The organism is Ruegeria sp. TASC047 (assembly GCF_059612445.1).
Genome location: NZ_JBXWQP010000013.1, coordinates 91,386 through 113,015, shown reverse-complemented (window position 1 = coordinate 113,015; position 21,630 = coordinate 91,386). Strand labels below are relative to the sequence as shown.

The window sequence follows — 21,630 nt, the reverse complement described above, 5'->3', positions numbered from 1 at the left end:
GATATTTGGGGCCAGATGAAGATAGGATCCTGGTTTTGACCTTGAACGACGTGCAGAACGGGTTGGCCGCGCAGGGCTATGTTGCCGATGATCGGTTGGCCATGGCGTTGCATCTGGCGCAGCAACTTGGGCGCCCTTTGTTGCTGGAGGGGCCGGCGGGTGTGGGGAAAACCGAAGTTGCGAAAGCGGTGGCAGCCTGGCGCGATACGCGATTGATACGTCTGCAATGCTACGAAGGTCTGGATGCCAGTCATGCCATCTATGAATGGAACTATCAGCGACAGCTATTGGCGATCCGGGCGAGCGAAGCGCAAGGCGGCGTCGCGGAGGCGCAGCTGTTTTCGGATGAATATTTGCTGAAAAGGCCTTTGTTAGAGGCTATCTCGGAAACGAAACCTCCGGTTCTGTTGATTGATGAGATTGATCGGGCGGATGAGGAGTTCGAAGCCTATCTTCTGGAAATCCTGTCAGACTTTCAGATCACCATACCCGAGTTGGGAACGGTGCAGGCACATGTGCGGCCTGTTGTCATTCTGACGGCCAACGGGACGCGGGATTTGTCGGATGCGCTGCGCAGAAGGTGTTTGTACAGCTTTCTTGACTATCCTTCGAGGGAGACCGAACTGGCAATACTGCGGGCGCGACTGCCTGAAATCGAGGGGATTATGGCGCGTCAGATCATCGGTGTTGTACAGGCGCTGCGTCAGGAAGATCTTGAGAAGAAACCGGGCATCGCCGAAATGCTGGATTGGGCAGCAGCCCTGTCCGGGTTGGGTGTCAATGATCTGGCCAAATCCCGCGAAAACGTGCAGGCGACACTGGTGTGTTTGCTGAAAACTGCCTCAGATTACAATGCGGCACCGCCCGAGGTGATGGATCGTCTGATCGGAAAGGTCGCGTGATGCAGGTTACGCGCTTTCCCTCTCGGGCCTCGGGTCTTGCCGACCGTATGTCGGGCTTCATAGCGCATTTGCGAATGAACGGTATGCAATTGGGGGCGTCGGATGCGGGGGACGTGCTTGCCGCCTTGTCCGAAGTGGATGCAACGGATGCCAAACAGGCCCGGCAAGCCATGTGCGCGATATTGACCGGAGATGCAGAGGATTGGCGCCGGTTTGATGAACTGTTTGACGCCTATTGGTTCAACGCTGGCGCACAGCGTTCGGGAAAAGCGAAAAACAAGCATGTGCGGGTGCAGTCCGCCAAGCCAATGATCTGGCAGACCAGAACTCAGGGTGAGGACGAACCACGATCCGGGTCGGAGCAAGAGGCCACTCTGCCTGACTGCGGTGAAGGGGAAGCCGAAGGGGTGGACGGCAAGTTGATCGCCACGCGAACGGCCAACCTGTCACGCCGGGACTTGCGAGAGTTGATGGACGAAGAGGCCCTAAAACAGGCTGAAACAGCCGCGCTGACCTTGGCGCGGGCATTTCGGGACAGGCGATCGCGCCGCCGGAAACGGGCGTTGCGCGGGGCTGTTCTGGATATGCGCCGAATACAGCGCGCCAGTCTGGCGCGTGGTGGTGAGCCGCTGGACCTGTATCGCCGAGCGCGGCCACCGCGTCCGATGCGGATTGTAGCATTGTGCGACGTTAGTGGTTCGATGACCGCGTACTCACGCGTGTTTTTGGCCTTCCTGAAAGGGTTGATCGGCAGCGGGATCAAGGCGGATGCGTATTTGTTTCACACACGATTGATGCGGGTTACAGATGCGTTGCGCGACCATGACACCCTCCGGGCTGCGGGTCGGTTGTCTCTGATGGCCGAAGGCTTCGGCGGCGGTACCGATATTTCCGGCAGTCTGGAGCGATTTCTGTCGGGATACGGCGCGCGGGCACTGAACGGGCGTACTGTCGTCCTGATCCTGTCGGACGGATATTGCAGTTCTGATCCGCAGGCTCTGGGGGATATGCTGGCGCGTATCAGGCGCAAGGCACGCCGGATCGTCTGGCTGAACCCCTTGAAGGGCTGGAAGGACTATCAACCTATTGCGGCAGCGATGCTGGCGGCTGAACCCTATCTGGATGCGCATTTGCCGGCCAATACGCTGGATGCATTGGCGGCGCTTGAGCCGCAGTTCCAAAAGCTGTGAAAGGAGTCTGACCTTGGCGAATTTCGACATTTTTGACACCATCGATCAGCTGCGCGGAACCGGAGAGGCCTTTTGTGTGGCGACGGTTTTGCGCACGGCGGATGCGACCTCGGCCAAAGCTGGAGGGAAGGCGGCGATTACCCAGGCGGGTGAAATCCTGGGGCATCTAGGCGGGGCTTGTGTGCAACGCGCGGTGCGGGCCGCGGCGCAACAGGCTTGGGCGTCCGGGGCGCCGCAGATTATCCGTGTCAAACCTTCGGAAAAGGTGGTGAACATGACGGATCCCGATGGTGTTCAAACGTTCAAAAGTGGGTGCCCGTCCGGTGGTACAGTTGATCTTTTGGTCGAACCCTATCAACACGCGCCCCGGCTGGTGATTTTCGGCGAGGGGTTGATTGCCAAAGCTCTGGCAGCGCATGGATCGCTGGCCGGATTTCGCACGGCTGTCGAGGATGGGCTTGATATTGCTGGAAACCATGTGCGGTTCGCTTTGGCTCAGGTCGATGCGCTGGGCGTGGAGCCGCGGGACTATGTCGTGGTGGCTGCGCAGGGGCGCAGCGACGCATCCGCTTTGAAGGCTGCATTGGAAACCGATGCGGCACGCGTGTCGATGGTGGCCAGTCGCCGCAAGGCAGCAACGCTGACTGCAAAGCTTATCGCCCAGGGATTGGACCCTTTGAAAGTTGCGCGCCTGAAATCCCCGGCGGGGTTGGACATACATGCCATAGACCCACATGAGATCGCCCTGTCGATTTTGGCCGAGATTGTGATGTGGCGGAACGGTGAAAAGGCAGCAAAGGTGTCGCATGATGAAAAGCTTGCTTGAACACCTTTGCCACATGTGGCCTGCGTTGCTGGCTCAAAGGATAGAAACGGCTGCAATGCGCCTATTTCCAAGATGTTGTTGAACAAAGGAAAGACCTGAATGGAACTGACTGATGAAATCCGTATCGCAGCGCCACGCGACGTCGTTTACCGCGCGCTTAACGATCCCGACATTTTGATGGAATGCATCCCGGGATGTGAGGAACTGACGCAGAAATCACCAACCGAGCTTGAGGCGAAAGTTATTCTGAAAATTGGCCCGGTCAAAGCGCGCTTTGCGGGTGAGGTCACATTGGACACGGCCAATGCACCAAACGGGTTCTCTTTGATGGGTGAAGGCAAGGGCGGGGCGGCTGGATTTGCCAAAGGCGGCGCAGACGTTTCGTTGACCGAAGAAGGGGACGAAACCGTACTGAAATACACGGCGAAGGTTGATGTTGGTGGCAAGATTGCTCAGCTCGGCAGTCGGCTGATTGCGGGAACCGCCAAGAAGTTGTCGGCAAAGTTTTTTTCGCGGTTCGGAGAGATCGTGTCAGAGCAGTCGGCTGCATGATCCGGGGCCGAGAGTTTGTCAAAGCACGGACCACTGTCGACAAGGCGGGGGACCCGCCATCAACCGAAGTGTGGCAATCGGCGGTGACTGCAAAAACTCAGTCAGGACAACACCCTTCAGCGAGAGCTGCAAACACCCCTGTCAACGGGGGGTTGAAAATCGGGTTCTGCCCATAAAAAATTGGCTTTTCCCGAAATAACCGGTAGATTTTCTGCAAAAGGTGGAAAACACCGGAGGCAGTAAGAGAGCAGATGTCACAGGCAAAAACTCGTGTTTTGCGGACCACGATACCTGCCGGTCTTGTCGGCAAACGAGACGGTCTTTTTTTCTTGTGGGGCGAGATTGAGCGTGCCCGTTTGAAAATTGAAGACGGAGCCCACCACGACTCTGCAACGCAAGATGGGCAAAGTGCAAACATGGCTGGCGCAGCAAGGCGACTGCTACAGGTGCCGGTGGACGAGTTCATATTTTATTGATGAGCAACGTCTGGATGGGAATAGCGGGATCTATTCTTTTTCAAAGATCAGGATAACTTCGCCGAGGCGTATGCCAAAGCGTGAGACGTAAGCGCGGTTTAACAGACGGTCCTTGGTCAGCAACCACATCCAGTCGTCAAAGCTGACGCGCATCGTGCCATCTTTGACAGGCAGGTCTATTTTGTATTTCCAGTTGAAGGTGTCGCCCCTCTCGGTCCCGCTGGCGGTTCCCAGCACACCGGGCGCAGTACCAGTCCACGTGTCATCGCCAGTCTTTGTCAACGTCCAGATGCGCTGTTCGGTTGCGCCGTCGTTGTAGACAAAATTCTCGACCAGTGTCAGGGTTTTCCCGTCCCATGTGCCGTCGATATCGACTTCAAATCTGCGTGGAACGTTCCCCAGTACATCCTGAAACTGCCCGTAAGCCACGGTCTTTCCGTCGAAGAATTCCTCGAGGTTCAGTTGCCGTTCAGACAGAAAGGTTGTCGGAACCTTGGGTTTGCCAGAGCAGGCAACCAGAAGTGCAAAGCTTGCGACGGAAACGCATGTAATCAGAGAGCGACCTGTGATCATTGCATCAGCCGCCTTTCTGAAGTGATGCTATACTCATTTGCGCCACCTACGTGGATCGGATGTGATTTGGGGGTCGGGCGCATTGTTGCAACGAGCTCAGCAACCTTGATGCCAAACTTACGCATCTCGGAGCGATTCATGATAACGCCCTGTTCTGTCAAATACATCCAGTCTGTAACATCCAGCGTGTGTCCTCCTGCGTCCTTGGGCAGAATGATCCTGTAGGTCAGCTTGATCGTTGCGCCGGATATCGTGCCGTGACCTTCGCCAACGATATCCTCTGCCGTTGCCGTAAACGTATTTCTGGTGCCCAGCGTCAGATACCACTTACGGTTCATCTTTTTGCCATTTGAGTACGTGAAAAACTCGGAAAGTGTGCCTGTGTTCCCATTCCACTCACCAACCATGCGGGCCACAAAGCTGTTCGACATCCTGCCATTGGGGCCATAGATCAGACCTTCGGACAGGATTTCACCGTTCAGATGCTTCTTCAGCGAAAAAGTGGGCCCGGTACCGGCATAGTCTGACGGGCTCTGCGCACGAAAGCTCAGCAGTCGGGCGCGGACAAACATTGCAATCAGCAGAGCCAGCAGGATGATGACGAAAGCATTCATTTGCTTGTGACCTCGGTTGGCAGGGTCAGGACCATTCCAAAGGCCCCAAGTTTCAGGATGCAGGGCAGCACCGCGTAGGCGAGATTGAGTGTATCAAGCGCTTGGGCGGAATTGGTTTGACCGGGGGTGAAGCCACTGCGCTCCAGCAATGGCAGGGTAAAAAAGGCTGCCAGGGCCAGGCCCAGCTTGCCAGCAAAGGACCAGATACCAAACGCTGTGGACGCGTTAAGACCGGCTCGGGTCAATGTGACCGAAAACATGGCGGGCAGCACGACCATATCCGCGCCCAGAGCGGCACCCGAGGCGAGGCAAATCACTGCAAAACCGGTGAGGTTCCCAGCGCTCAGTGTGGCGGCACCGATAAATCCCGCGATGGAAAGCGGCATTGCAATCATCAGTGTCTGTTTCGGGCCAATTTGGTTACTGAGTTTTGCCCAAAGCGGCACGCTTACGCCTGCGCTGAGGAAAAACAGGATCAACAGTGGCCCGGCTTTACCCGGCAATTGCAATCGGTCCTCTACGAAAAATAGAAACAGGGTCGATGTAATGGCCACGGGTAGGCTGTTGATCAAAGCCAGCACCAAAAGACGCAAACCTCCGGCCTGGCCCAGGCTTGAGAAAGACAGACCGGATCCGGTGATTGCGGGCCGCCGCCAGATCGGAACGGTCAACAAAAGGGTTGCGACCGATAGCAGACCCAGAAACAGACCAAACGCGGGATAGCCTTGCGCGTGGGCTCCGGCAGCAACAAAAAGGGCAGGGGCACTTGCCGCGATGATAACGCCTGTCAGTTGTCCGCCTTCCCGATAAGCGGCGAGGGTCATCAACTCCTTCGCGTCAGCGCGTTTCGCCAGCGTCGCACTTCGCCCGTAGAGCAGGATAGTCCCCAGGCTATAAGCCGAAAACAACAGCATCAGAAGAACAACCAGCGTCAGCACATCTGTTCCTTGTTGCAGGCTGAACAGCACCGGGAATCCAATGGCAAGGCCGAGTGCTGCCATGGACGCAAAGACAAGCTGGCCACCGGGCCATCTATCTATCGCCCAACCGATCAGTGGGTCCTGTACCAGATCGACCAATCGGATCATCAGCAAGACGGTGCCAATCACCCCCAGTCCAATGCCCAGATTCACCGCCGCAAAACGCGGTAGATGAATGTATAGCGGGATGCCCGCCGCAGCGAGCATCAGCGCGTATAAGCTGACCCGAGGGTAAAGCATCACTTTCCCTGAAGCATTTGGGTGAAGGACGCCGACCGCGTGTTTTCGCCAAGGAAAACCGACATGAAACTGCGTTTGATGCCCGGATATGCCATTGTGCAGGTCTTTCGACCGTTCAGCCAGAAACTGACCTTGTCTGGCCCGTCGGACACCGCCAGATAGCTGTCACCCTTGGTGACACCTTTAAAACATACATCCAGTTGGTCGCCAATCGGGGCAGGGTGGCCGACGCGTTTCATCTCGTCGAGCGTCGAGTTGACCAGCGCATTCTTCTTGATGCTTTTACGGTATGTCAGCTGAAGCCCGAAATCTTCACTCCAACTAAATGACGCACCTTTGGGTGTGTAAAGTTTGGCGTCGTAGATCGGAAACCCGAGATAGCGGAAGGTTGCAGTGCCAAGAAGCTGTGCACCATCCAACTCTTCCGTCACATGCGAGGCAATCAACCCAGTGGGGGCCAGCAAGGAAAGGCTCAGAAGGGTCGCGCGCAGCATCCCGCTATTCGGCGGCAACAGAGATGGCCGGATCTTGTCCAAGAATGGCATAATCAGCTCCGATCATTTGCGGGGTGCCATTTATCCGCTCAACAACATGCATCGCGCTGGCAATCCCGTCTTCGTGAAATCCGTGCCGGTTATACGCACCGGCGAACCAAGTTCGGTTCTGTCCCTGTATCTCGCGAATATGCCCCTGTGCTTTCAGGGCGGCTTTGTCGAATACCGGGTGGGCAAATTCGACCTGATCATAGATTTTATCCTCAGGAACCTCTGTCGAGGCGTTCAGCGTCACAAAAAGCGGGTCGTTGTCCGGGATGCTCTGCAGTCGGTTCATCCAATATGTAACGCCTACCTCTCCGGCCTGTGATCGATAGGTCCAGCTGGACCAGCACGCACGCCGCTTTGGCATCTGGCCAGGATCGCAATGCAGGGTGGCGGTGTTGGGTTGGTACCGAATTGCGCCCAGCGCAGCGGTTTCCGCCGGGGTGGCATTCCTGCCCAAAATGGCAAGCGACTGGTCAGAATGGGTGGCCAGGATGATCTCATCAAACTGATCCACCGCACCCTGACTGCGGACCGTAACACCCGTCTCACTCCGGGAAATGTTCTGAACCGGACTGGCCAAACGGATTGCCGCCCCTCGTGTCCGCAGGGCGGCATCGATCCGGCGGACATATTCGATACTGCCACCTTTTACTGTGTACCACTGGTGTTGATTTGCGCGGCCACTGGCCAGAAGGGCGTGATTTCGAAAGAACTGTACCAATGAGCGTGCAGGGAACTGATCCACCAGCTCAACCGGAGTTGACCAGATCGCCCCACACATGGGCATCAGATAGTTGTGGCGGAACCAGTGTCCCAGCCGAAGCTGATCCACCAGCTCACCAATCGTGGTGTCGTCGTCTTTTGCAGCCTCCGGAGCCATTTTGCCAAAGCGCAGAATGTCGGCAATCATCTTGTAATAGGCGGGGCGCGCAAGATTGCGTCTCTGCGCGGTCAGGGTGCGCAGATTGTTCAACCCATATTCGATACGACCATTGTCGATTGTCGCGCCAAAACTCATTTCGCTTTCGATAACGGGAACATTGAGCTCATTAAAAAGTCGGGTCAGAAAAGGATAGGTTGCGTAGTTGAAGACGATGAAACCGGTATCCACTGGTTGATCGCCGTTCTTTCCGGCCATGATTGTGCGGGCATGGCCACCTAAACGCGGTTCCGCCTCATAGAGGGTCACGTCGTTGTTTTCTGAAAGGTAGTAGGCGGCTGAAAGGCCTGAAATACCTGCACCAATAACTGCGATTTTCTTCCGTACACCCTGGGTTTCGTCGAACATTCCAGCCTCGTTATGTGGTTCTTAGAATGAAATACGCGGGGTAGGTGCAGTTGGATCAATCCGGTTGGAAGTTTTACCAGAGGTGCAATCCCGTTTGATCCAATTGCGTCACGGGCCCGTAAAATATGAAACATGACTGAATCGGCCCGCGCATGAGCAGCTTTGACGGAAAAACCTATTGGATCATCGGCGCAAGCGAAGGCTTGGGTCGTGCTTTGGCTGATGCGCTAAGCGACAGGGGCGCGCATTTGATCTTGTCGGCGCGTAGTTCTGAACGTTTGGCTGACATTTGTTCCGAGCTTCCCTATGCCCGCGCGATCCGGTGCGATGTCACTGATTTAGACTCTGTTCGCGGGGCTGTGGCCGAGGCGGGTCTGGTCGATGGGCTGGTTTACAATGCCGGCGCGTATGACCCCGTGCGCTCGGCGGATTGGGATACAGAAGCGTCGCTCAGGATGGGTGATGTGAACTATCTGGGTGCTTTGCGTGTGTTGGGTGAAACCGTTCCGGACCTTGTCAAGGCAGGTCGGGGGGATATTACGCTGATCGGGTCGCTCGCGGGCTATCACGGGTTGCCAGCGGCCATCGGATATGGGGCCAGCAAGGCGGCGCTGATTTCCCTGGCGGAAACGATGCGCCATGATCTGGCAGGCACCGGCGTGACCGTGCGGATCATTAATCCCGGCTTCATCAAGACCCGACTGACTGAGAAAAACAGCTTCAGGATGCCCATGCTGATGAGCCCCGAGGATGCGGCGGGTCGTGTGGTCAAGGCGATGTCGCGGCGCCGTTTTCGTACGGATTTTCCTGCACCATTCTCGTGGTTTATCCGTCTGATTGACTATCTGCCGGATCTGTTGGTGTACCGAGGGAAATAGACCCTAACCAAACTGCCCGTGACAGAACCAGCCTGCAGACATGGTTCCGCCATGGCCGTAAAACAGCCACAACCGCTCGCCCTGCTGTGTCACCACAACCCAGTAGTCCCGCACGCCGCTGCGCCAGTTCGGGTCATCCAGCCACCATTCCGGTGCGATCCGTTCCGGGCCGGTGGCCTGCGCCAGCTGCCAGTTACGCCCGCGCCAGCGAAAGGCGCTGGGCACGTCAGGGGTTTCCGGTGCCATCACCGGCTCAGGCTGCCACATCAGCAGGGGGCGGGGGCGTGGCGGCGCAGGCCAGTCGCGGGCAGGTTCCGACCATGCGGCCGCCAGCGTTTGCGCCGTTTTCTCAGGGATGTGCGAGGCCGCGGGATGGCGCCGGGTGATTGCCTCAAGCCCCACCCGCGCGCCCAGCTTGCCGATCAGATCATCCACGGCGGTGTTGCCCGCCAGCCGGTTGCGGGCCACACGGCGGGCTTCGGCATGGCCGGCCACGGTACGGGCGTGGATGGGTTCTGTCTGAACCGCCTCAAGCCGCAGCATGTCGATGCCGTAGCCTGCGTCGATCTTGTCGATTTTCATCTCTAACAAAGGGCGAATGCGGTATTTATCGTAAGTTGGGCGGGCCAGGCCGACCTCGATAACCTCAGCTGCCTGATCGGCGCGGTGCGCCTCCAGCCGCAGGGTGCGGGCACCGCGCCCCTTTTCTTCCAGCTTGGTGCAAAGCGTTGGCAGAACCCGATCAACCGCAGCCATGACATCCTCAACCAGACCAATTGGGTTGGGCAGGGTCATCCGCACCGCGAAATGGTGCGGCGGGCGGGCGGGCGAGACAGGCTCGGGCGCGCTGCCCATGGCCTGATCCAACCGCAGAACCAGCCCGCGTCCAAACCTCCGCGCTAGGCTGGCGCGGGGTTGACCCAGCAGATCGCCGATGCGGCGCAGGCCCAGACGGTTCAGCTGCACGACAACCTGATCTTCCAACCGCAGCGCGGCGATAGGCAGGGGGCTGAGTGCGCCATAAGATTGCCCCGGCGGCGCGATCCGCGCGCCTCCGCCCAGGGCCCTCACTTGCGGCGCGGTGCCGCCTTTGGTCCAGTGCCGCCGTTTACCCGCCCGGGCGCGGGTGGCACGGGCCTCCTGACTGATGGCGTCGCCATTGCGGTCGGATGTGGCCGCCTGCCCCGCATAGCGCGCCAAAGCCCAGGCTGCGCCCAGCGTGTCGGCGATGCCAATCTGTACGCTGAGGCCCATATCCGCGCAATCGGTTTCAAGAACGTTCAGCAACGCCTCCTCTCCGCCAAACAGATGGGCGCAACCTGACAGATCGACGATCAGCCCGTCCGGGGCCTCTTCGGCCACCCATGGGCTGAACTTTCCCGCCCAGCGACGCAACGCGGCCAGGAACGCGGCTTCGGCCGGGGCGTTACGGTGGCGCGTGATCAGGTTGGAGCACATGGCATGAGCATCCCGCACCGGCTGGCCTACACGTAGCCCGACAGCCTGCGCATCGGCATTCACCGAGGTAATAACCTGCATGTTCGACTGCTCGGCCACGATGGCCAAAGGCCCGGTATGCAGTCCCCGCGCAGCGCGGATCAGCCGTTCAGCCCCCAGACGGGGGAACCATAGCGAAAGTATTCGGCGTTTGGGCATTTGCAGGCATCACAATGTTCTTACTTTGTTCTTAAGTGAGAATCGATGCCTGAGTCGAGTCCGCCCTTATCCGCAGGTCAGCCGCAGGATGATCCCGTCGCCATTCACGTACACGTTCAGCCGGTCGATGCGGTAATCCTGTGTGGCGATGCCATCCGGGCCCAGCACGCGCGACCGTGCGGGCAGGTTTGCCTGAATGTTCGAAACCGGCTGGCCAACGGTATCGGAAAAATCTTCTCCCTGACAAAAGGCCAGATCGACCGGGGCAGGTTCCGGCGGCAGCAAAGCGTCTTCGGGCGCGGGCGGGGTTTCAGCACAGGCCGCCAGAAAGAACAGGATCGAGAAAAATCGGTGCATTGGCGTTCCTCATTCTGGCAATGTCGTTTCTGCAATATCAATTAATTAGCCAACCTGCCATGAAAGCACGGTTGAAAACACCCTGTAATTGACGCAGGGTCGGGGCAAAAGTGACAGGGAGATAAGTAGCATGCGTACCCGTGCCGCCGTCGCCATTCAGGCAGGCAAACCTTTGGAAGTGATGGATGTGAACCTCGAAGGCCCCAAGGCGGGCGAGGTTCTGGTCGAGATCAAGGCCACCGGTATCTGTCATACCGACGAATTCACCCTGTCGGGTGCAGACCCCGAAGGCTTGTTCCCGGCCATTCTGGGCCATGAAGGCGCAGGCGTGGTGGTCGAAGTGGGTCCGGGCGTAACCAGCCTGAAGCCGGGCGATCATGTGATCCCGCTTTACACGCCGGAATGTCGCGAGTGTGAATACTGTCTGCACCCCAAGACCAACCTGTGTCAGGCGATCCGGGAAACCCAGGGCAAGGGTCTGATGCCCGATGGCACCTCTCGTTTCTCGACCTTGGATGGCGATCCGATCCTGCATTACATGGGCTGCTCGACCTTCTCGAACCACACGGTTCTGCCTGAAATCGCGCTGGCCAAGGTGCGCGAGGACGCGCCGTTCGACAAGATCTGCTATATCGGCTGCGGCGTGACCACCGGCATTGGCGCGGTGATCAACACCGCCAAGGTCGAAATCGGCAGCCGCGCCATCGTGTTCGGTCTGGGCGGTATCGGTCTGAACGTGATTCAGGGCCTGCGTCTGGCCGGAGCAGACCAGATCGTCGGCGTCGACCTGAACCCCTCCAAAGTGGAAATGGCCACCAGGTTCGGCATGACCGACTTCGTGAACCCGTCCGAAGTTGAAGGCGATCTGGTGCCGTATCTCGTCAACCTGACCAAGGGCGGAGCGGATTATACGTTTGACGCCACAGGCAATGTCGGCGTGATGCGCGCAGCACTTGAATCGGCTCATAAGGGCTGGGGTGAGTCGATCATCATCGGCGTGGCACCTGCAGGGGCCGAAATCTCGACCCGGCCATTCCAGCTGGTCACCGGCCGGTCGTGGCGCGGCACTGCCTTTGGCGGCGCACGTGGGCGCACGGACGTGCCCAAGATCGTCGACTGGTACATGGAAGGCAAAATCGAGATCGACCCGATGATCACCCACACCATGGGTCTGGACGACATCAACCACGGCTTTGACCTGATGCATAAGGGCGAAAGCATTCGGTCGGTGGTTATCTACTAAGAGTAAAATCCACATTTTCCAACCACGGCGCGCTGATCGGCGCGCCGTTTTCGTTGGACCTACTTTCCAGGCCGTGACGCCCCGGTATCTGAACGCGGCGACCGAACCCGCAGAACCGGGGTGTTGACCGAGGTGGTGTTGGCCCGGCTTTCTCGCCAAACAACATAGACGCCGGACGCGATGATGATGCTGGCACCGACGGCGACCCAGATGTCAGGGCGCTCGTCGAAGAAGATCATGCCAAACAGCGTCGCCCAGATGATCTGGCTGTATTGGCTGGGGGCGACGACACCGGCGGGTGCGGCGCGGTAGGCCAGAATGATCAGGTGTTGCGCGATGACCGAGAACACTCCAACCAGCGCCATCATCGCCAGATGAAGCAGGGAAGGCGGCTGGTATACAGCCGGTTGGGCAAGGCTCATCACGACGATAGCCAGCAGCATCGGATAGAGGATCAGCACGGCCGAGCGCTCCTCATTCCCGATCTTGCGCACAAGGACCGAGGCAAAGGCGCTGCAAAAGGCGGCCATCAGGGCGGCCATATGGCCCAGTGTGATATCCGTTGCACCGGGGCGCAGAACGATCAGGACGCCGATCAGGCCGACACCAACCGCAGCCCAGCGCTGAACGCGGACCACTTCACCCAGTATCGGGATCGACAGCACCGTGACGATCAACGGGAATGAAAACAGCAAGGAATAGACCTCGGCCAGTGGCAGAACCGAAAACGCGTAAAACGCGCAGGACATGGCCGTTACCATCAGGCCCGAGCGCAGCAACACCAGCCATGGGTGATGCGGCAGAAAGTTTCCCGTCGTGCGGTCGGTCAGGATCGTGACGGCCATTGGAACGAACGAAAACAGCGTGGCGAAAAAGATGATCTGCATCACTGAATAGGTGCCGCCCAGCACCTTGATCAGCGCGTCGTGGCTGGCAAAGACGGCAAATCCCAGAAATGCATAGCCAAGCCCCCGCAGGGTGTTGTTTTGAGCACTCATCGATCCGGCCTCGGCCTATGTTGGTATGGTGACGATACATCATAGCAGCGCAGGCAGGGTTCCCGGCTGTCCGTAGTGCTGCTTAACCCTATTCCGAGGGCGCGAATAGCCCTTATTTTATCGCTAAAAACGCATGGCCGCCATGATCCGGGATCATCGCAGGATCGGCGGCGCGTCTTTGGGCTGTCGTGCGGATTGGACACCTGCCTTCATGCCGACACCGATGCGGCGGGCTAAGGCGACCCACGGTGTGGCCGTTTCCGCGGGCAGGGTCCGGGTGGCGACCTCTTCGAACAGATCCAGCCAATGGGCAAAGAATTCCGGTTTCACATCGGGCCGTTCGATATGGACCCGTTGCGGATTGCCGTCATAGCAGCGCTCATACAGGATGGCATTGCGCCAGAAGGCGGCGATCTTGTCCTCATGCGCGGGCCAGTCGGTGACGTGGTTGGCAAATACGGGCCCAAGAACCGCGTCTTGCCGGACACGGGCATAAAAGGCGCGAACTTGCGCGTTGATCTGCGCGGGCGTCGCGGGAAAGCGCGGGGGAAGGATGGGTCTGGTCATGACGGCCTGAATTTCGACTCTGTTTTCGGCAGATAGGGTGTTCCGGGGTTACGGAACAGAGGTGGTTTTGTCGCGCCCATCCGGCGTCAGCAGATGCCGCAGCAGGGCCACCGGGTGCGCCCGTAGGCTGAGGCGGGTGGCGACGTAATCTTCGACCACCTGTTCGCCCAGCGTCATTTGCGGCAGATAAGCCTCGGGTTCGTCCAGCGCCTCGCCCTCCAGATCTTGCGAAAACAGGGGCAGAGGCTTGGCTGTGGCAATTGCCTTGGCCTGCCACAGCGCCTCGCGCCGGGTCAGGTCGCAGGCGGCGAAGGCATCAGCCTCGGCCAGCCGTTCGATCACCGATGGTCCAAGGCCTGCGCGGCGCCAGACATCGTCGACCTGGGTGTAGCCGTTGCCGCGCGCGGCGGTCAGCCAGCTGGCGTCTTCCTCGCTCAGGCCCTTGATCTGGCGAAAGCCCAGCCGCAGCGCCAGCCCGCCATGGCCATCAGGCTCCATCACATTGTCCCAAAAGCTGGCATTGATGCAGACCGGGCGCACCTGTACCCCATGTTCGCGCGCATCCCGCACAATCTGGGCCGGCGCGTAGAACCCCATCGGCTGCGAATTCAGCAGGGCGCAGGCGAAGATGCCCGGATGGTGGCATTTGATCCATGCCGAGGCATAGACCAGCAGCGCAAAACTGGCCGCGTGGCTTTCGGGGAAACCGTACGAGCCGAAGCCTTCGATCTGGGAAAAGCAACGTTCCGCGAAATCCTGTTCATACCCGTTGCGCTTCATCCCGCGCAAAAAGAGCGCGCGGAACTCGCTGACATTGCCATGTTTCTTGAAGGTCGCCAGCGAGCGGCGCAGCCGATCGGCCTGTTCCGGGGTGAAGCCCGCGCCGACAATGGCGATCTGCATCGCCTGTTCCTGAAACAACGGCACGCCCAGCGTTTTGCCCAGCACCTCGCCCAGCGCGTCCGAGGGGAAGCTGACCTCCTCCTCTCCGTTCCGGCGGCGAATATAGGGGTGGACCATGTCGCCCTGAATGGGGCCGGGGCGGATGATGGCAACCTCGATCACCAGATCATAGAAATTACGCGGCCGCATCCGCGGCAGGAAGTTCATCTGTGCACGTGATTCCACCTGAAACACGCCGATGCTGTCCGCCTTGCAGAGCATGTCATAGACTGCCGGATCCTCGGGTGGCAGGGTGGCAAGGGTATAGCTGGTCTGGTGGTGCTGGCCGATCAGTTCGAATGCCTTGCGGATGCAGGTGAGCATCCCGAGGCTGAGGACATCGACCTTGAGGATGCCAAGGCTGTCGATATCGTCCTTGTCCCAGCAGATGACCGTGCGACCCTCCATCGTGGCGTTTTCGATGGGGACAAGCTCATCCAGCCGACCCTCGGTGATGATGAATCCTCCCACATGCTGCGAGAGGTGGCGGGGAAAGCCGTCGATCTCATAAACCAGTATTAGAGTCTGTTTCAGGCGCCGATCTTCGGGGTCGAGGCCAATTTCGCGCATCCGTTGCGCCTCAAGCCCCGAGGCCGAGAAAAAGCCCCAAAGCTGTGAGGAAAGCGCCGAGATCGTATCTTCGGTCAGACCCATGGCGCGTCCAACCTCGCGAATTGCGCGTTTGCCGCGATAATGCACGACAGTGGCGCAAAGGCCTGCGCGTTCGCGGCCATAGCGGTCATAGATGTGCTGGATCACCTCTTCGCGGCGTTCATGTTCGAAATCGACGTCTATGTCTGGCGGTTCATCGCGCGCCTCGGAGACGAAGCGTTCAAACACCATGGTGCCCATCTCGGGGCTGACTTCGGTGATGCCGAGGCAAAAGCAAACGACCGAGTTGGCAGCCGATCCACGCCCCTGGCAGAGGATGCTGCGCGAACGGGCGAAATGGACGATATCGCGGACGGTCAGGAAGTAGGGTTCGTATTTCAGCTTGCCGATCAGCGTCAGCTCATGCGCCAGCATTTTTTTCGCCTTTTCGGACGCCCCGGCGGGATAACGCCATTTCAACCCCTCATGCGCCAGACGGTGCAGGCGCTGGGTCGGGGTTTCTTGCGTGCTGCCCTCGTTGGGGTATTCATAACGCAGCTCGTCCAGCGAGAACGTGAGTTGTTCGCTGAGCGCATAAGCGCGGGCAACGGCCCCCTCATGACCTTTGAAGATGCGTAGCATCTCGGCCTCGGAGCGCAGGCGCTGTTCACCATTGGCCAAAGCGTCCCGGCCCAATGCATCCACTTTGCGACGCAGGCGGATGGCGGTCAGCACATCGCCCAGTTTGCGGCGGGTGCCGTGGTGCATCATCGGTGTCGCGCTGGCGAGCGTGAGGATGCCAAGCTGTTTTGCTTCGGTCTCTAATAAAGAGAAATACGAACCATCGGCGCCATCATACCGGGGGTGCATCAACAGATGCATCCGCCCGGCAAAGCGGCGCGTCAGCTGCTGCGCCTGTGTCCGCCACGCGCCCGCGCCGCCCGGAGAGCCCGCCGCCTGTGGCCACAGCAGCAGGTGGAGGCCATCGGAAAATTCGAGCAGGTCAGACAGGTGCAGGATGCAGTCGCCCTTATCGGCGCGCAGGCGGCCTTTGGAGAGGATGCGACACAGGTTGGCCCAGCCCTGCCGGTTCAGGGGCAGAGCGGTGACCATGGGCGCATCGGTGAAGATCAGTCGCGCCGCCGGGATCAGGCGGGGAACCGCGTGGATGGGATAGGAGGGCGGCTTGGGGATATGATCGGGGCAGGGTGGACCGATTGAGGTATTCTGTGCCTCCCACGCCAGCCGTTCGCGGACCTTGCGGGCGATCTCGCGCGCCTGAGTGTGGGCGCGGACGATCCCGGCGACCGAGTTGTCATCGGCAATCGCAATGGCGGGTAGGCCCAGGGTGACGGCACGCTCCATATACTCCTCGGGGTGCGACGCCCCGGTGAGGAAGGTAAAATTCGACGTGATCGACAGCTCGGCATACATGGCGATTCCACATTATATTCACGTTTTGTTCTTTTTCGAGTCCTTTGCGCAGGAAACGGGTCGATTGGGTCCGGTCGCACAGGCATGGTCAGCAAAAAAGGAGATCCGAGATGTTCAAAATCACCGCTTTGCCCACCAACGATGTACGCGCCCTTCAGGCAGGTGGCGCGGATGCATATGGTTCAACGCCGGAACGTGCTGTTTCGACGGGTGCAGGTAACCCGTGCCGCCACTGCCTGCGACATATTCCAGAGGGCGATGAGATGCTGATATTGGCACATCGACCTTTTTCAAAGACACATCCTTATGCAGAAACCGGCCCGATCTTTCTGTGTGCAACACCATGCGAGCGATACGAGGAAGACGCGCTGCCCGAAATTCTGACCACCTCGCCCGACTATCTGATCAAGGGCTACGGTGCGGATGACAGGATCGTCTATGGCACCGGGGCGGTCACACCGACGGACAGGATCGGCGCAAAAGTCAGGGAAATCCTTTCCCGATCCGACGTCGCCTATATTCACGTGCGGTCTGCGCGGAATAACTGCTATCAGGCACGAATAGACCGCGCCTAAAGCTTGACCCGGTGGATGCCCCGGCGTGGCTGATCCTGATCATCCGCTGGGTGATCCTCGGTACGGGACGAGGTCAGGGCAAGGAATACATCCTCAAGATCGGCCTCTTCGGTGCGGACGTCGCGGATGCGGATATTCGCGGCGCGCACCGATTCCAGAACCTGCTCGGCACTGGTCTGAATGTTTCGGTATTGCAGGACAAGGCTGCCATCATCGCGGAGAGCTGCCTCGACGCCTTCTGACACAGGCAGATCAATGATCGGGCTGTCGGGCACAATCACCATGGTGCGGCTGTCCATGCGGCCCAGCAAGTTGGCCGTGCTGTCCTGCGCGACCTTTTCGCCGTGGTTGATAATGGCGATCTCGTCGCACATCTCCTGCGCTTCTTCCAAGTAGTGGGTGGTCAGGATGATGGTCATGCCCCGTTCGTTCAGCTTGCGCACATTGGCCCAGAGCATCTGGCGCAGTTCGATATCCACACCTGCTGTGGGCTCATCAAGCACAAGGATTTTCGGGTGATGCACCAGTGCTTTGGCCAGCAGCAACCGCCGCCGCATCCCGCCCGAAAGAGTGCGTGCATAGGCCTCGGCCTTGTCGCTGAGACCGACCAATTCCAGAATCTGATCACTGCGCCGTTGGGATTTCGGAACGCCATAGAGACCGGCCTGAACCTCAAGCGCGCCGCGCGGGGTGAAAAACGGGTCGAGGTTGAGCTCTTGTGGCATTACACCGATGGCCGATCGCGACTGGCGTGGACTCTGATCCTGATCGAAGCCCCAGATCGCCACGCGACCCGCTGATTTCACCGCCAGACCAGCCAGGATATTGATCAGGGTCGATTTTCCGGCACCGTTCGGACCCAGCAGACCAAAAACCGAGCCGCGCGGGACGGTCAGGTCAATGCCTTTCAGCGCATGCTTTTCGGGCTGACCTTTGCCACCGCGATAGGTTTTGCGCAGCCCTTCGATCCTGATTGCCGCGTCGCACATGTGGCACTTGCCCCCGGTTTGATCATCGCTCATAAACGCACCTAATACATGCCCGCGTGGCCGACAACCGAAGAAGGATCGCCAGCCGTGACCATCGAAGCGCCGGAAACCAAGATCGTCGAAACCGCCCGTGTTGCCTGTGATGGCGGCGAAGGTGCGTTGGGCCATCCGCGCGTGTGGCTGCAAATTCCAGAAGACGCAGGCTGGGTCGAATGCCCCTATTGCGACTGCAAATATGTTCTGGCCGGGCATCAGACTGACGCCTGAGCCTGTGTTGCCCTGTGTGGGCATTGAGTATTTATGAAAAGATGAAGTTTGCGGCTGCGGTGCGGGTGGCTCTATCGTTGCGCCCGTGGCATTAGTGTTTTCGCAAACGATCAGAGAGGGCGCGAAATGACCACGAATTTCGGAAAAGGGTGTCACCTGCATCTGATCGACGGATCGGCCTTTATTTTCCGGGCCTATCATGCGCTGCCGCCACTGACCCGCAAGTCGGATGGGTTACCGATTGGGGCTGTTTCGGGCTTTTGCAACATGCTGCAGAAATATGTCGAGGGAAACACCGGGGCAGATGCGCCGACCCATGTGGCGGTGATCTTTGATAAGGGTTCCCATACTTTCCGGAACGATCTTTACGACCTCTACAAAGCCAACCGCGAGGCGATGCCCGAGGATTTGCGCCCACAGATGCCGCTGACCCGCGAGGCGACAAAAGCGTTCAACATCGCCTGCAAGGAGATGGAGGGTTATGAGGCTGACGACATTATTGCGACGCTCGCCGTTCAGGCGCGCGATGCAGGTGGCCGTGTGACCATCGTGAGTTCCGACAAGGACTTGATGCAGCTGGTCGGGGACGGCGTCGAAATGCTGGATGCGATGAAGAACAAACGCATTGACCGGGATGGCGTGGTCGAGAAGTTCGGGGTCGGACCGGAACGTGTGGTCGATGTTCAGGCGTTGGCCGGTGACAGCGTCGACAATGTTCCGGGGGCGCCGGGGATCGGGGTCAAGACGGCGGCTTTGCTGATCAACGAATTCGGCGACCTGGAGACCCTGCTGGACCGGGCAGATGAGATCAAGCAGCCCAAACGCCGCCAGACCCTGATCGAAATGCGAGACCAGATCGAGCTTTCGAAGAAACTGGTTCAACTGGACGAGAATACTCCGCTGGATTTCACCTTGGACGACCTTGAGGTGAAGGACCCCGATGCTGACACACTGTTGGCGTTTCTGGCTGAGATGGAGTTCCGCACCCTCACCAAGCGTATCGCTGACAAGCTGGGAGTTGAGGCTCCGGTGATTGCCGACGCCCCTGCGCCAGCGGTGGCAGAGGTCGAGGCCGAGGTGATCCCGTTTGACAGCTCGAAATACGAATGCGTGCGTGATGCAGCGGCCCTGCAAAAGTGGATTGACCAGGCCTATGAGCGTGGTTGGGTTGCTGTAGACACAGAGACCACGGGCCTGAACGAGATGATTGCCGGTCTGGTGGGTATTTCGCTGTGTGTCGAGGCCGGAGAAGCCTGTTACATCCCGTTGACCCACCGCGATGGATCAGCGGATGATCTGTTTGGCTCGGATGCTTTGGCAGAAGGGCAGATGCCATTGGATGAGGCCTTGAGGCTTTTGAAACCGATGCTCGAGGACCTGTCGGTCCTCAAGATCGGGCAGAACATGAAATATGATGCCAAGATCTTCAGGCGGTATGGCATCGACGTGGCACCCATCGACGATACGATGCTGATGTCCTACGCCATGCATGGCGGTGAACATGGGCATGGGATGGACACCCTGTCCGAGCGTTATCTGGGCCACACACCAATCCCGATCAAACCGCTGCTGGGGTCGGGAAAATCGGCAATTACCTTCGACAAGGTCGCGATTGACGAGGCCACGGCTTATGCCGCCGAAGATGCGGACATCACCTTGCGTTTTTGGCAGCTGTTCAAGCCGCAATTGCACCGGGCGCAGGTGACCACGGTCTATGAGACACTGGAACGGCCGCTTGTGCCGGTTCTAGCCGAGATGGAGATGCATGGCATCAAGGTCGACCGTGATGTCCTGAGCCGGATGTCCAACGCATTTGCCCAGAAAATGGCCGGGTTAGAGGCTGAAATTCACGAGCTGGCCGGGGGAAGCTTTAATGTCGGGTCGCCTGCTCAGCTGGGCGAAATCCTGTTCGACAAAATGGGTCTGGAAGGTGGCAAGAAAGGCAAGACCGGCAAATACTCGACCGGCGCTGATATTCTGGAAGACCTCGCAACCGAGCATGAACTGCCGCGCCGTGTTCTGGACTGGCGGCAGCTGAGCAAGCTGAAATCGACCTATACCGACGCGCTGCAGACCCATATCAACCCCGACACAGGTCGGGTGCATACGTCTTATTCGATCACCGGAGCAAATACAGGGCGTCTGGCCTCGACCGATCCGAACCTGCAAAACATTCCGGTGCGGACAGAAGAAGGGCGGCGTATTCGTGAGGCTTTCATCGCCGAGCCGGGCAATGTGTTGGTAAGTCTCGACTACAGCCAGATCGAGTTGCGGATTCTGGCCCATATCGCCGATATTTCGGCTCTGAAACAGGCGTTTTCGGACGGTTTGGACATTCACGCCATGACTGCGTCCGAGATGTTTGATGTGCCGTTGGATGAGATGACGCCTGATATCCGCCGTCAGGCAAAGGCAATCAATTTCGGTGTGATCTACGGCATCTCGGGCTTTGGTCTGGCCCGAAACCTGCGCATTCCGCGGGCCGAGGCGCAGGGCTTTATTGATCGTTATTTCGAACGGTTCCCAGGCATTCGCCGTTATATGGACGACACAGTCGAATTCGCGAAAGAGCACGGCTATGTGCAAACCCTGTTCGGGCGCAAGATTCACACGCCCGAGATCAATGCCAAAGGGCCACATGCCGGGTTCTCGCGCCGCGCAGCGATCAATGCGCCAATTCAAGGTACGGCGGCGGATGTGATCCGGCGCGCGATGGTGCGAATGCCGGACGCGATCGCCGGATTGCCTGCCAGGATGCTGTTGCAGGTTCACGACGAGTTGCTGTTCGAAGTGGCCGAAGATGCAGTGGATCAGGTGATCGACGTGGCCCGAGACGTGATGGAGGGCGCCTCGGATCCTGCGGTCAAACTGGATGTGAAGCTGGTCGTGGATGCCGGGAAGGGGGCGAACTGGGCCGAGGCGCACTAGCGGCGTTGTTCATCAGGCCTCG

At 58.8% G+C, this 21,630-nt stretch carries 21 protein-coding genes; 10 read left to right on the top strand and 11 right to left on the bottom strand.

What is annotated here, in order from left to right; translation table 11 throughout:
• The first annotated feature begins 35 nt into the window (after positions 1–35).
• The 5 genes from AC2FLO_RS01810 (at position 36) to AC2FLO_RS01790 (ending at position 3,946) form a co-directional block, all read left to right on the top strand.
• The gene (locus AC2FLO_RS01810) at positions 36–902 is read left to right on the top strand and encodes an AAA family ATPase (RefSeq protein WP_496753463.1); all 867 of its coding nucleotides are present in this window, start codon (positions 36–38) and stop codon (positions 900–902) included.
• Positions 902–2,092: a vWA domain-containing protein gene (locus tag AC2FLO_RS01805; protein ID WP_496753462.1), complete on the top strand. Its 1,191-nt coding sequence runs from the start codon at positions 902–904 to the stop codon at positions 2,090–2,092. The genes AC2FLO_RS01810 and AC2FLO_RS01805 overlap by 1 nt, the downstream gene beginning before the upstream one ends.
• Before the next feature lie 13 nt (positions 2,093–2,105).
• Positions 2,106–2,918 carry an XdhC family protein gene (locus tag AC2FLO_RS01800; protein WP_496753461.1) on the top strand — a complete coding sequence of 271 codons (813 nt, stop codon included), beginning with the start codon at positions 2,106–2,108 and terminating at the stop codon, positions 2,916–2,918.
• 99 nt (positions 2,919–3,017) lie between these two features.
• Positions 3,018–3,470 (top strand): SRPBCC family protein, encoded by a 453-nt coding sequence (locus tag AC2FLO_RS01795; protein WP_496753460.1) that lies wholly within the window; start codon positions 3,018–3,020, stop codon positions 3,468–3,470.
• Positions 3,471–3,721: 251 nt separating this feature from the next.
• Positions 3,722–3,946 carry a hypothetical protein gene (locus AC2FLO_RS01790; RefSeq protein WP_496753459.1) on the top strand — a complete coding sequence of 75 codons (225 nt, stop codon included), beginning with the start codon at positions 3,722–3,724 and terminating at the stop codon, positions 3,944–3,946.
• A 30-nt stretch (positions 3,947–3,976) separates the two neighbouring features.
• Here the strand turns inward: AC2FLO_RS01790 and AC2FLO_RS01785 are convergent, their stop codons facing one another.
• From AC2FLO_RS01785 to AC2FLO_RS01765, 5 genes are read right to left on the bottom strand one after another with little or no spacing between them, the layout of a single operon-like run.
• Positions 3,977–4,519, bottom strand: a complete 543-nt coding sequence (locus tag AC2FLO_RS01785) for a DUF3833 domain-containing protein (RefSeq protein WP_496753458.1) — start codon at positions 4,517–4,519, stop codon at positions 3,977–3,979.
• A complete protein-coding gene (locus AC2FLO_RS01780; protein WP_496753457.1) occupies positions 4,516–5,133 on the bottom strand; it encodes a DUF3833 domain-containing protein in 618 nt (205 codons plus the stop codon). Before AC2FLO_RS01780 ends, AC2FLO_RS01785 begins: the two co-directional genes overlap by 4 nt.
• Positions 5,130–6,353 carry an MFS transporter gene (locus tag AC2FLO_RS01775; RefSeq protein WP_496753456.1) on the bottom strand — a complete coding sequence of 408 codons (1,224 nt, stop codon included), beginning with the start codon at positions 6,351–6,353 and terminating at the stop codon, positions 5,130–5,132. The genes AC2FLO_RS01780 and AC2FLO_RS01775 overlap by 4 nt, the downstream gene beginning before the upstream one ends.
• Complete coding sequence (locus AC2FLO_RS01770) at positions 6,353–6,898, bottom strand: hypothetical protein (RefSeq protein ID WP_496753455.1); 546 nt, start codon at positions 6,896–6,898, stop codon at positions 6,353–6,355. Before AC2FLO_RS01770 ends, AC2FLO_RS01775 begins: the two co-directional genes overlap by 1 nt.
• A complete protein-coding gene (locus tag AC2FLO_RS01765) occupies positions 6,852–8,183 on the bottom strand; it encodes an NAD(P)/FAD-dependent oxidoreductase (protein WP_496753454.1) in 1,332 nt (443 codons plus the stop codon). The genes AC2FLO_RS01770 and AC2FLO_RS01765 overlap by 47 nt, the downstream gene beginning before the upstream one ends.
• Positions 8,184–8,335: 152 nt before the next feature.
• Here AC2FLO_RS01765 and AC2FLO_RS01760 point away from each other — a divergent pair, with 152 nt between their 5' ends.
• Entirely contained in the window at positions 8,336–9,061 is a 726-nt protein-coding gene (locus AC2FLO_RS01760) for an SDR family NAD(P)-dependent oxidoreductase (RefSeq protein WP_496753453.1), read from the top strand.
• Between the two features lie 3 nt (positions 9,062–9,064).
• On the opposite strand, the gene AC2FLO_RS01755 is transcribed toward AC2FLO_RS01760, so the two are convergent.
• Entirely contained in the window at positions 9,065–10,717 is a 1,653-nt protein-coding gene (locus AC2FLO_RS01755; protein WP_496753452.1) for a DUF6504 family protein, read from the bottom strand.
• Between the two features lie 66 nt (positions 10,718–10,783).
• Positions 10,784–11,074 carry an I78 family peptidase inhibitor gene (locus AC2FLO_RS01750; RefSeq protein ID WP_496753451.1) on the bottom strand — a complete coding sequence of 97 codons (291 nt, stop codon included), beginning with the start codon at positions 11,072–11,074 and terminating at the stop codon, positions 10,784–10,786.
• A 130-nt stretch (positions 11,075–11,204) separates the two neighbouring features.
• Between AC2FLO_RS01750 and AC2FLO_RS01745 the strand changes: the two genes are divergently transcribed.
• Positions 11,205–12,317: an S-(hydroxymethyl)glutathione dehydrogenase/class III alcohol dehydrogenase gene (locus AC2FLO_RS01745; protein ID WP_267364409.1), complete on the top strand. Its 1,113-nt coding sequence runs from the start codon at positions 11,205–11,207 to the stop codon at positions 12,315–12,317.
• Positions 12,318–12,376: 59 nt separating this feature from the next.
• Here AC2FLO_RS01745 and AC2FLO_RS01740 read toward each other — a convergent pair whose 3' ends face one another.
• The 3 genes from AC2FLO_RS01740 to AC2FLO_RS01730 form a co-directional block, all read right to left on the bottom strand.
• Positions 12,377–13,315: a DMT family transporter gene (locus AC2FLO_RS01740; RefSeq protein WP_480506582.1), complete on the bottom strand. Its 939-nt coding sequence runs from the start codon at positions 13,313–13,315 to the stop codon at positions 12,377–12,379.
• 153 nt (positions 13,316–13,468) lie between these two features.
• Complete coding sequence (locus tag AC2FLO_RS01735; RefSeq protein WP_480587480.1) at positions 13,469–13,882, bottom strand: group III truncated hemoglobin; 414 nt, start codon at positions 13,880–13,882, stop codon at positions 13,469–13,471.
• Positions 13,883–13,930: 48 nt separating this feature from the next.
• Positions 13,931–16,849, bottom strand: a complete 2,919-nt coding sequence (locus AC2FLO_RS01730) for an error-prone DNA polymerase (protein ID WP_496753450.1) — start codon at positions 16,847–16,849, stop codon at positions 13,931–13,933.
• A gap of 110 nt (positions 16,850–16,959) precedes the next feature.
• Here AC2FLO_RS01730 and AC2FLO_RS01725 point away from each other — a divergent pair, with 110 nt between their 5' ends.
• Complete coding sequence (locus AC2FLO_RS01725) at positions 16,960–17,424, top strand: DUF1203 domain-containing protein (RefSeq protein WP_480587485.1); 465 nt, start codon at positions 16,960–16,962, stop codon at positions 17,422–17,424.
• Here the strand turns inward: AC2FLO_RS01725 and AC2FLO_RS01720 are convergent.
• On the bottom strand, positions 17,421–18,413 hold the full coding sequence (locus AC2FLO_RS01720) for an ABC transporter ATP-binding protein (RefSeq protein WP_496753468.1): 993 nt from the start codon (positions 18,411–18,413) through the stop codon (positions 17,421–17,423). The genes AC2FLO_RS01725 and AC2FLO_RS01720 overlap by 4 nt on opposite strands.
• A gap of 87 nt (positions 18,414–18,500) precedes the next feature.
• Between AC2FLO_RS01720 and AC2FLO_RS01715 the strand changes: the two genes are divergently transcribed.
• Both AC2FLO_RS01715 and polA read left to right on the top strand, forming a co-directional pair.
• A complete protein-coding gene (locus AC2FLO_RS01715) occupies positions 18,501–18,680 on the top strand; it encodes a zinc-finger domain-containing protein (protein ID WP_267364399.1) in 180 nt (59 codons plus the stop codon).
• Positions 18,681–18,806: 126 nt separating this feature from the next.
• On the top strand, positions 18,807–21,608 hold the full coding sequence (gene polA, locus AC2FLO_RS01710) for a DNA polymerase I (protein ID WP_496753449.1): 2,802 nt from the start codon (positions 18,807–18,809) through the stop codon (positions 21,606–21,608).
• The last annotated feature ends 22 nt before the right edge of the window (positions 21,609–21,630 follow it).

What these genes read in the sequence shown, in the direction of transcription:
- polA (WP_496753449.1), top strand. Translation starts at nt 18,807, where the DNA reads ATGACCACGAATTTCGGAAAAGGGTGTCACCTGCATCTGATCGACGGA.
- AC2FLO_RS01745 (WP_267364409.1), top strand. Translation starts at nt 11,205, where the DNA reads ATGCGTACCCGTGCCGCCGTCGCCATTCAGGCAGGCAAACCTTTGGAA.
- AC2FLO_RS01730 (WP_496753450.1), bottom strand. Translation starts at nt 16,849, where the DNA reads ATGTATGCCGAGCTGTCGATCACGTCGAATTTTACCTTCCTCACCGGG.
- AC2FLO_RS01725 (WP_480587485.1), top strand. Translation starts at nt 16,960, where the DNA reads ATGTTCAAAATCACCGCTTTGCCCACCAACGATGTACGCGCCCTTCAG.
- AC2FLO_RS01765 (WP_496753454.1), bottom strand. Translation starts at nt 8,183, where the DNA reads ATGTTCGACGAAACCCAGGGTGTACGGAAGAAAATCGCAGTTATTGGT.
- AC2FLO_RS01750 (WP_496753451.1), bottom strand. Translation starts at nt 11,074, where the DNA reads ATGCACCGATTTTTCTCGATCCTGTTCTTTCTGGCGGCCTGTGCTGAA.
- AC2FLO_RS01805 (WP_496753462.1), top strand. Translation starts at nt 902, where the DNA reads ATGCAGGTTACGCGCTTTCCCTCTCGGGCCTCGGGTCTTGCCGACCGT.
- AC2FLO_RS01760 (WP_496753453.1), top strand. Translation starts at nt 8,336, where the DNA reads ATGAGCAGCTTTGACGGAAAAACCTATTGGATCATCGGCGCAAGCGAA.
- AC2FLO_RS01795 (WP_496753460.1), top strand. Translation starts at nt 3,018, where the DNA reads ATGGAACTGACTGATGAAATCCGTATCGCAGCGCCACGCGACGTCGTT.
- AC2FLO_RS01775 (WP_496753456.1), bottom strand. Translation starts at nt 6,353, where the DNA reads ATGCTTTACCCTCGGGTCAGCTTATACGCGCTGATGCTCGCTGCGGCG.
- AC2FLO_RS01785 (WP_496753458.1), bottom strand. Translation starts at nt 4,519, where the DNA reads ATGATCACAGGTCGCTCTCTGATTACATGCGTTTCCGTCGCAAGCTTT.
- AC2FLO_RS01780 (WP_496753457.1), bottom strand. Translation starts at nt 5,133, where the DNA reads ATGAATGCTTTCGTCATCATCCTGCTGGCTCTGCTGATTGCAATGTTT.
- AC2FLO_RS01755 (WP_496753452.1), bottom strand. Translation starts at nt 10,717, where the DNA reads ATGCCCAAACGCCGAATACTTTCGCTATGGTTCCCCCGTCTGGGGGCT.
- AC2FLO_RS01740 (WP_480506582.1), bottom strand. Translation starts at nt 13,315, where the DNA reads ATGAGTGCTCAAAACAACACCCTGCGGGGGCTTGGCTATGCATTTCTG.
- AC2FLO_RS01720 (WP_496753468.1), bottom strand. Translation starts at nt 18,413, where the DNA reads ATGTGCGACGCGGCAATCAGGATCGAAGGGCTGCGCAAAACCTATCGC.
- AC2FLO_RS01735 (WP_480587480.1), bottom strand. Translation starts at nt 13,882, where the DNA reads ATGACCAGACCCATCCTTCCCCCGCGCTTTCCCGCGACGCCCGCGCAG.
- AC2FLO_RS01770 (WP_496753455.1), bottom strand. Translation starts at nt 6,898, where the DNA reads ATGCCATTCTTGGACAAGATCCGGCCATCTCTGTTGCCGCCGAATAGC.
- AC2FLO_RS01790 (WP_496753459.1), top strand. Translation starts at nt 3,722, where the DNA reads ATGTCACAGGCAAAAACTCGTGTTTTGCGGACCACGATACCTGCCGGT.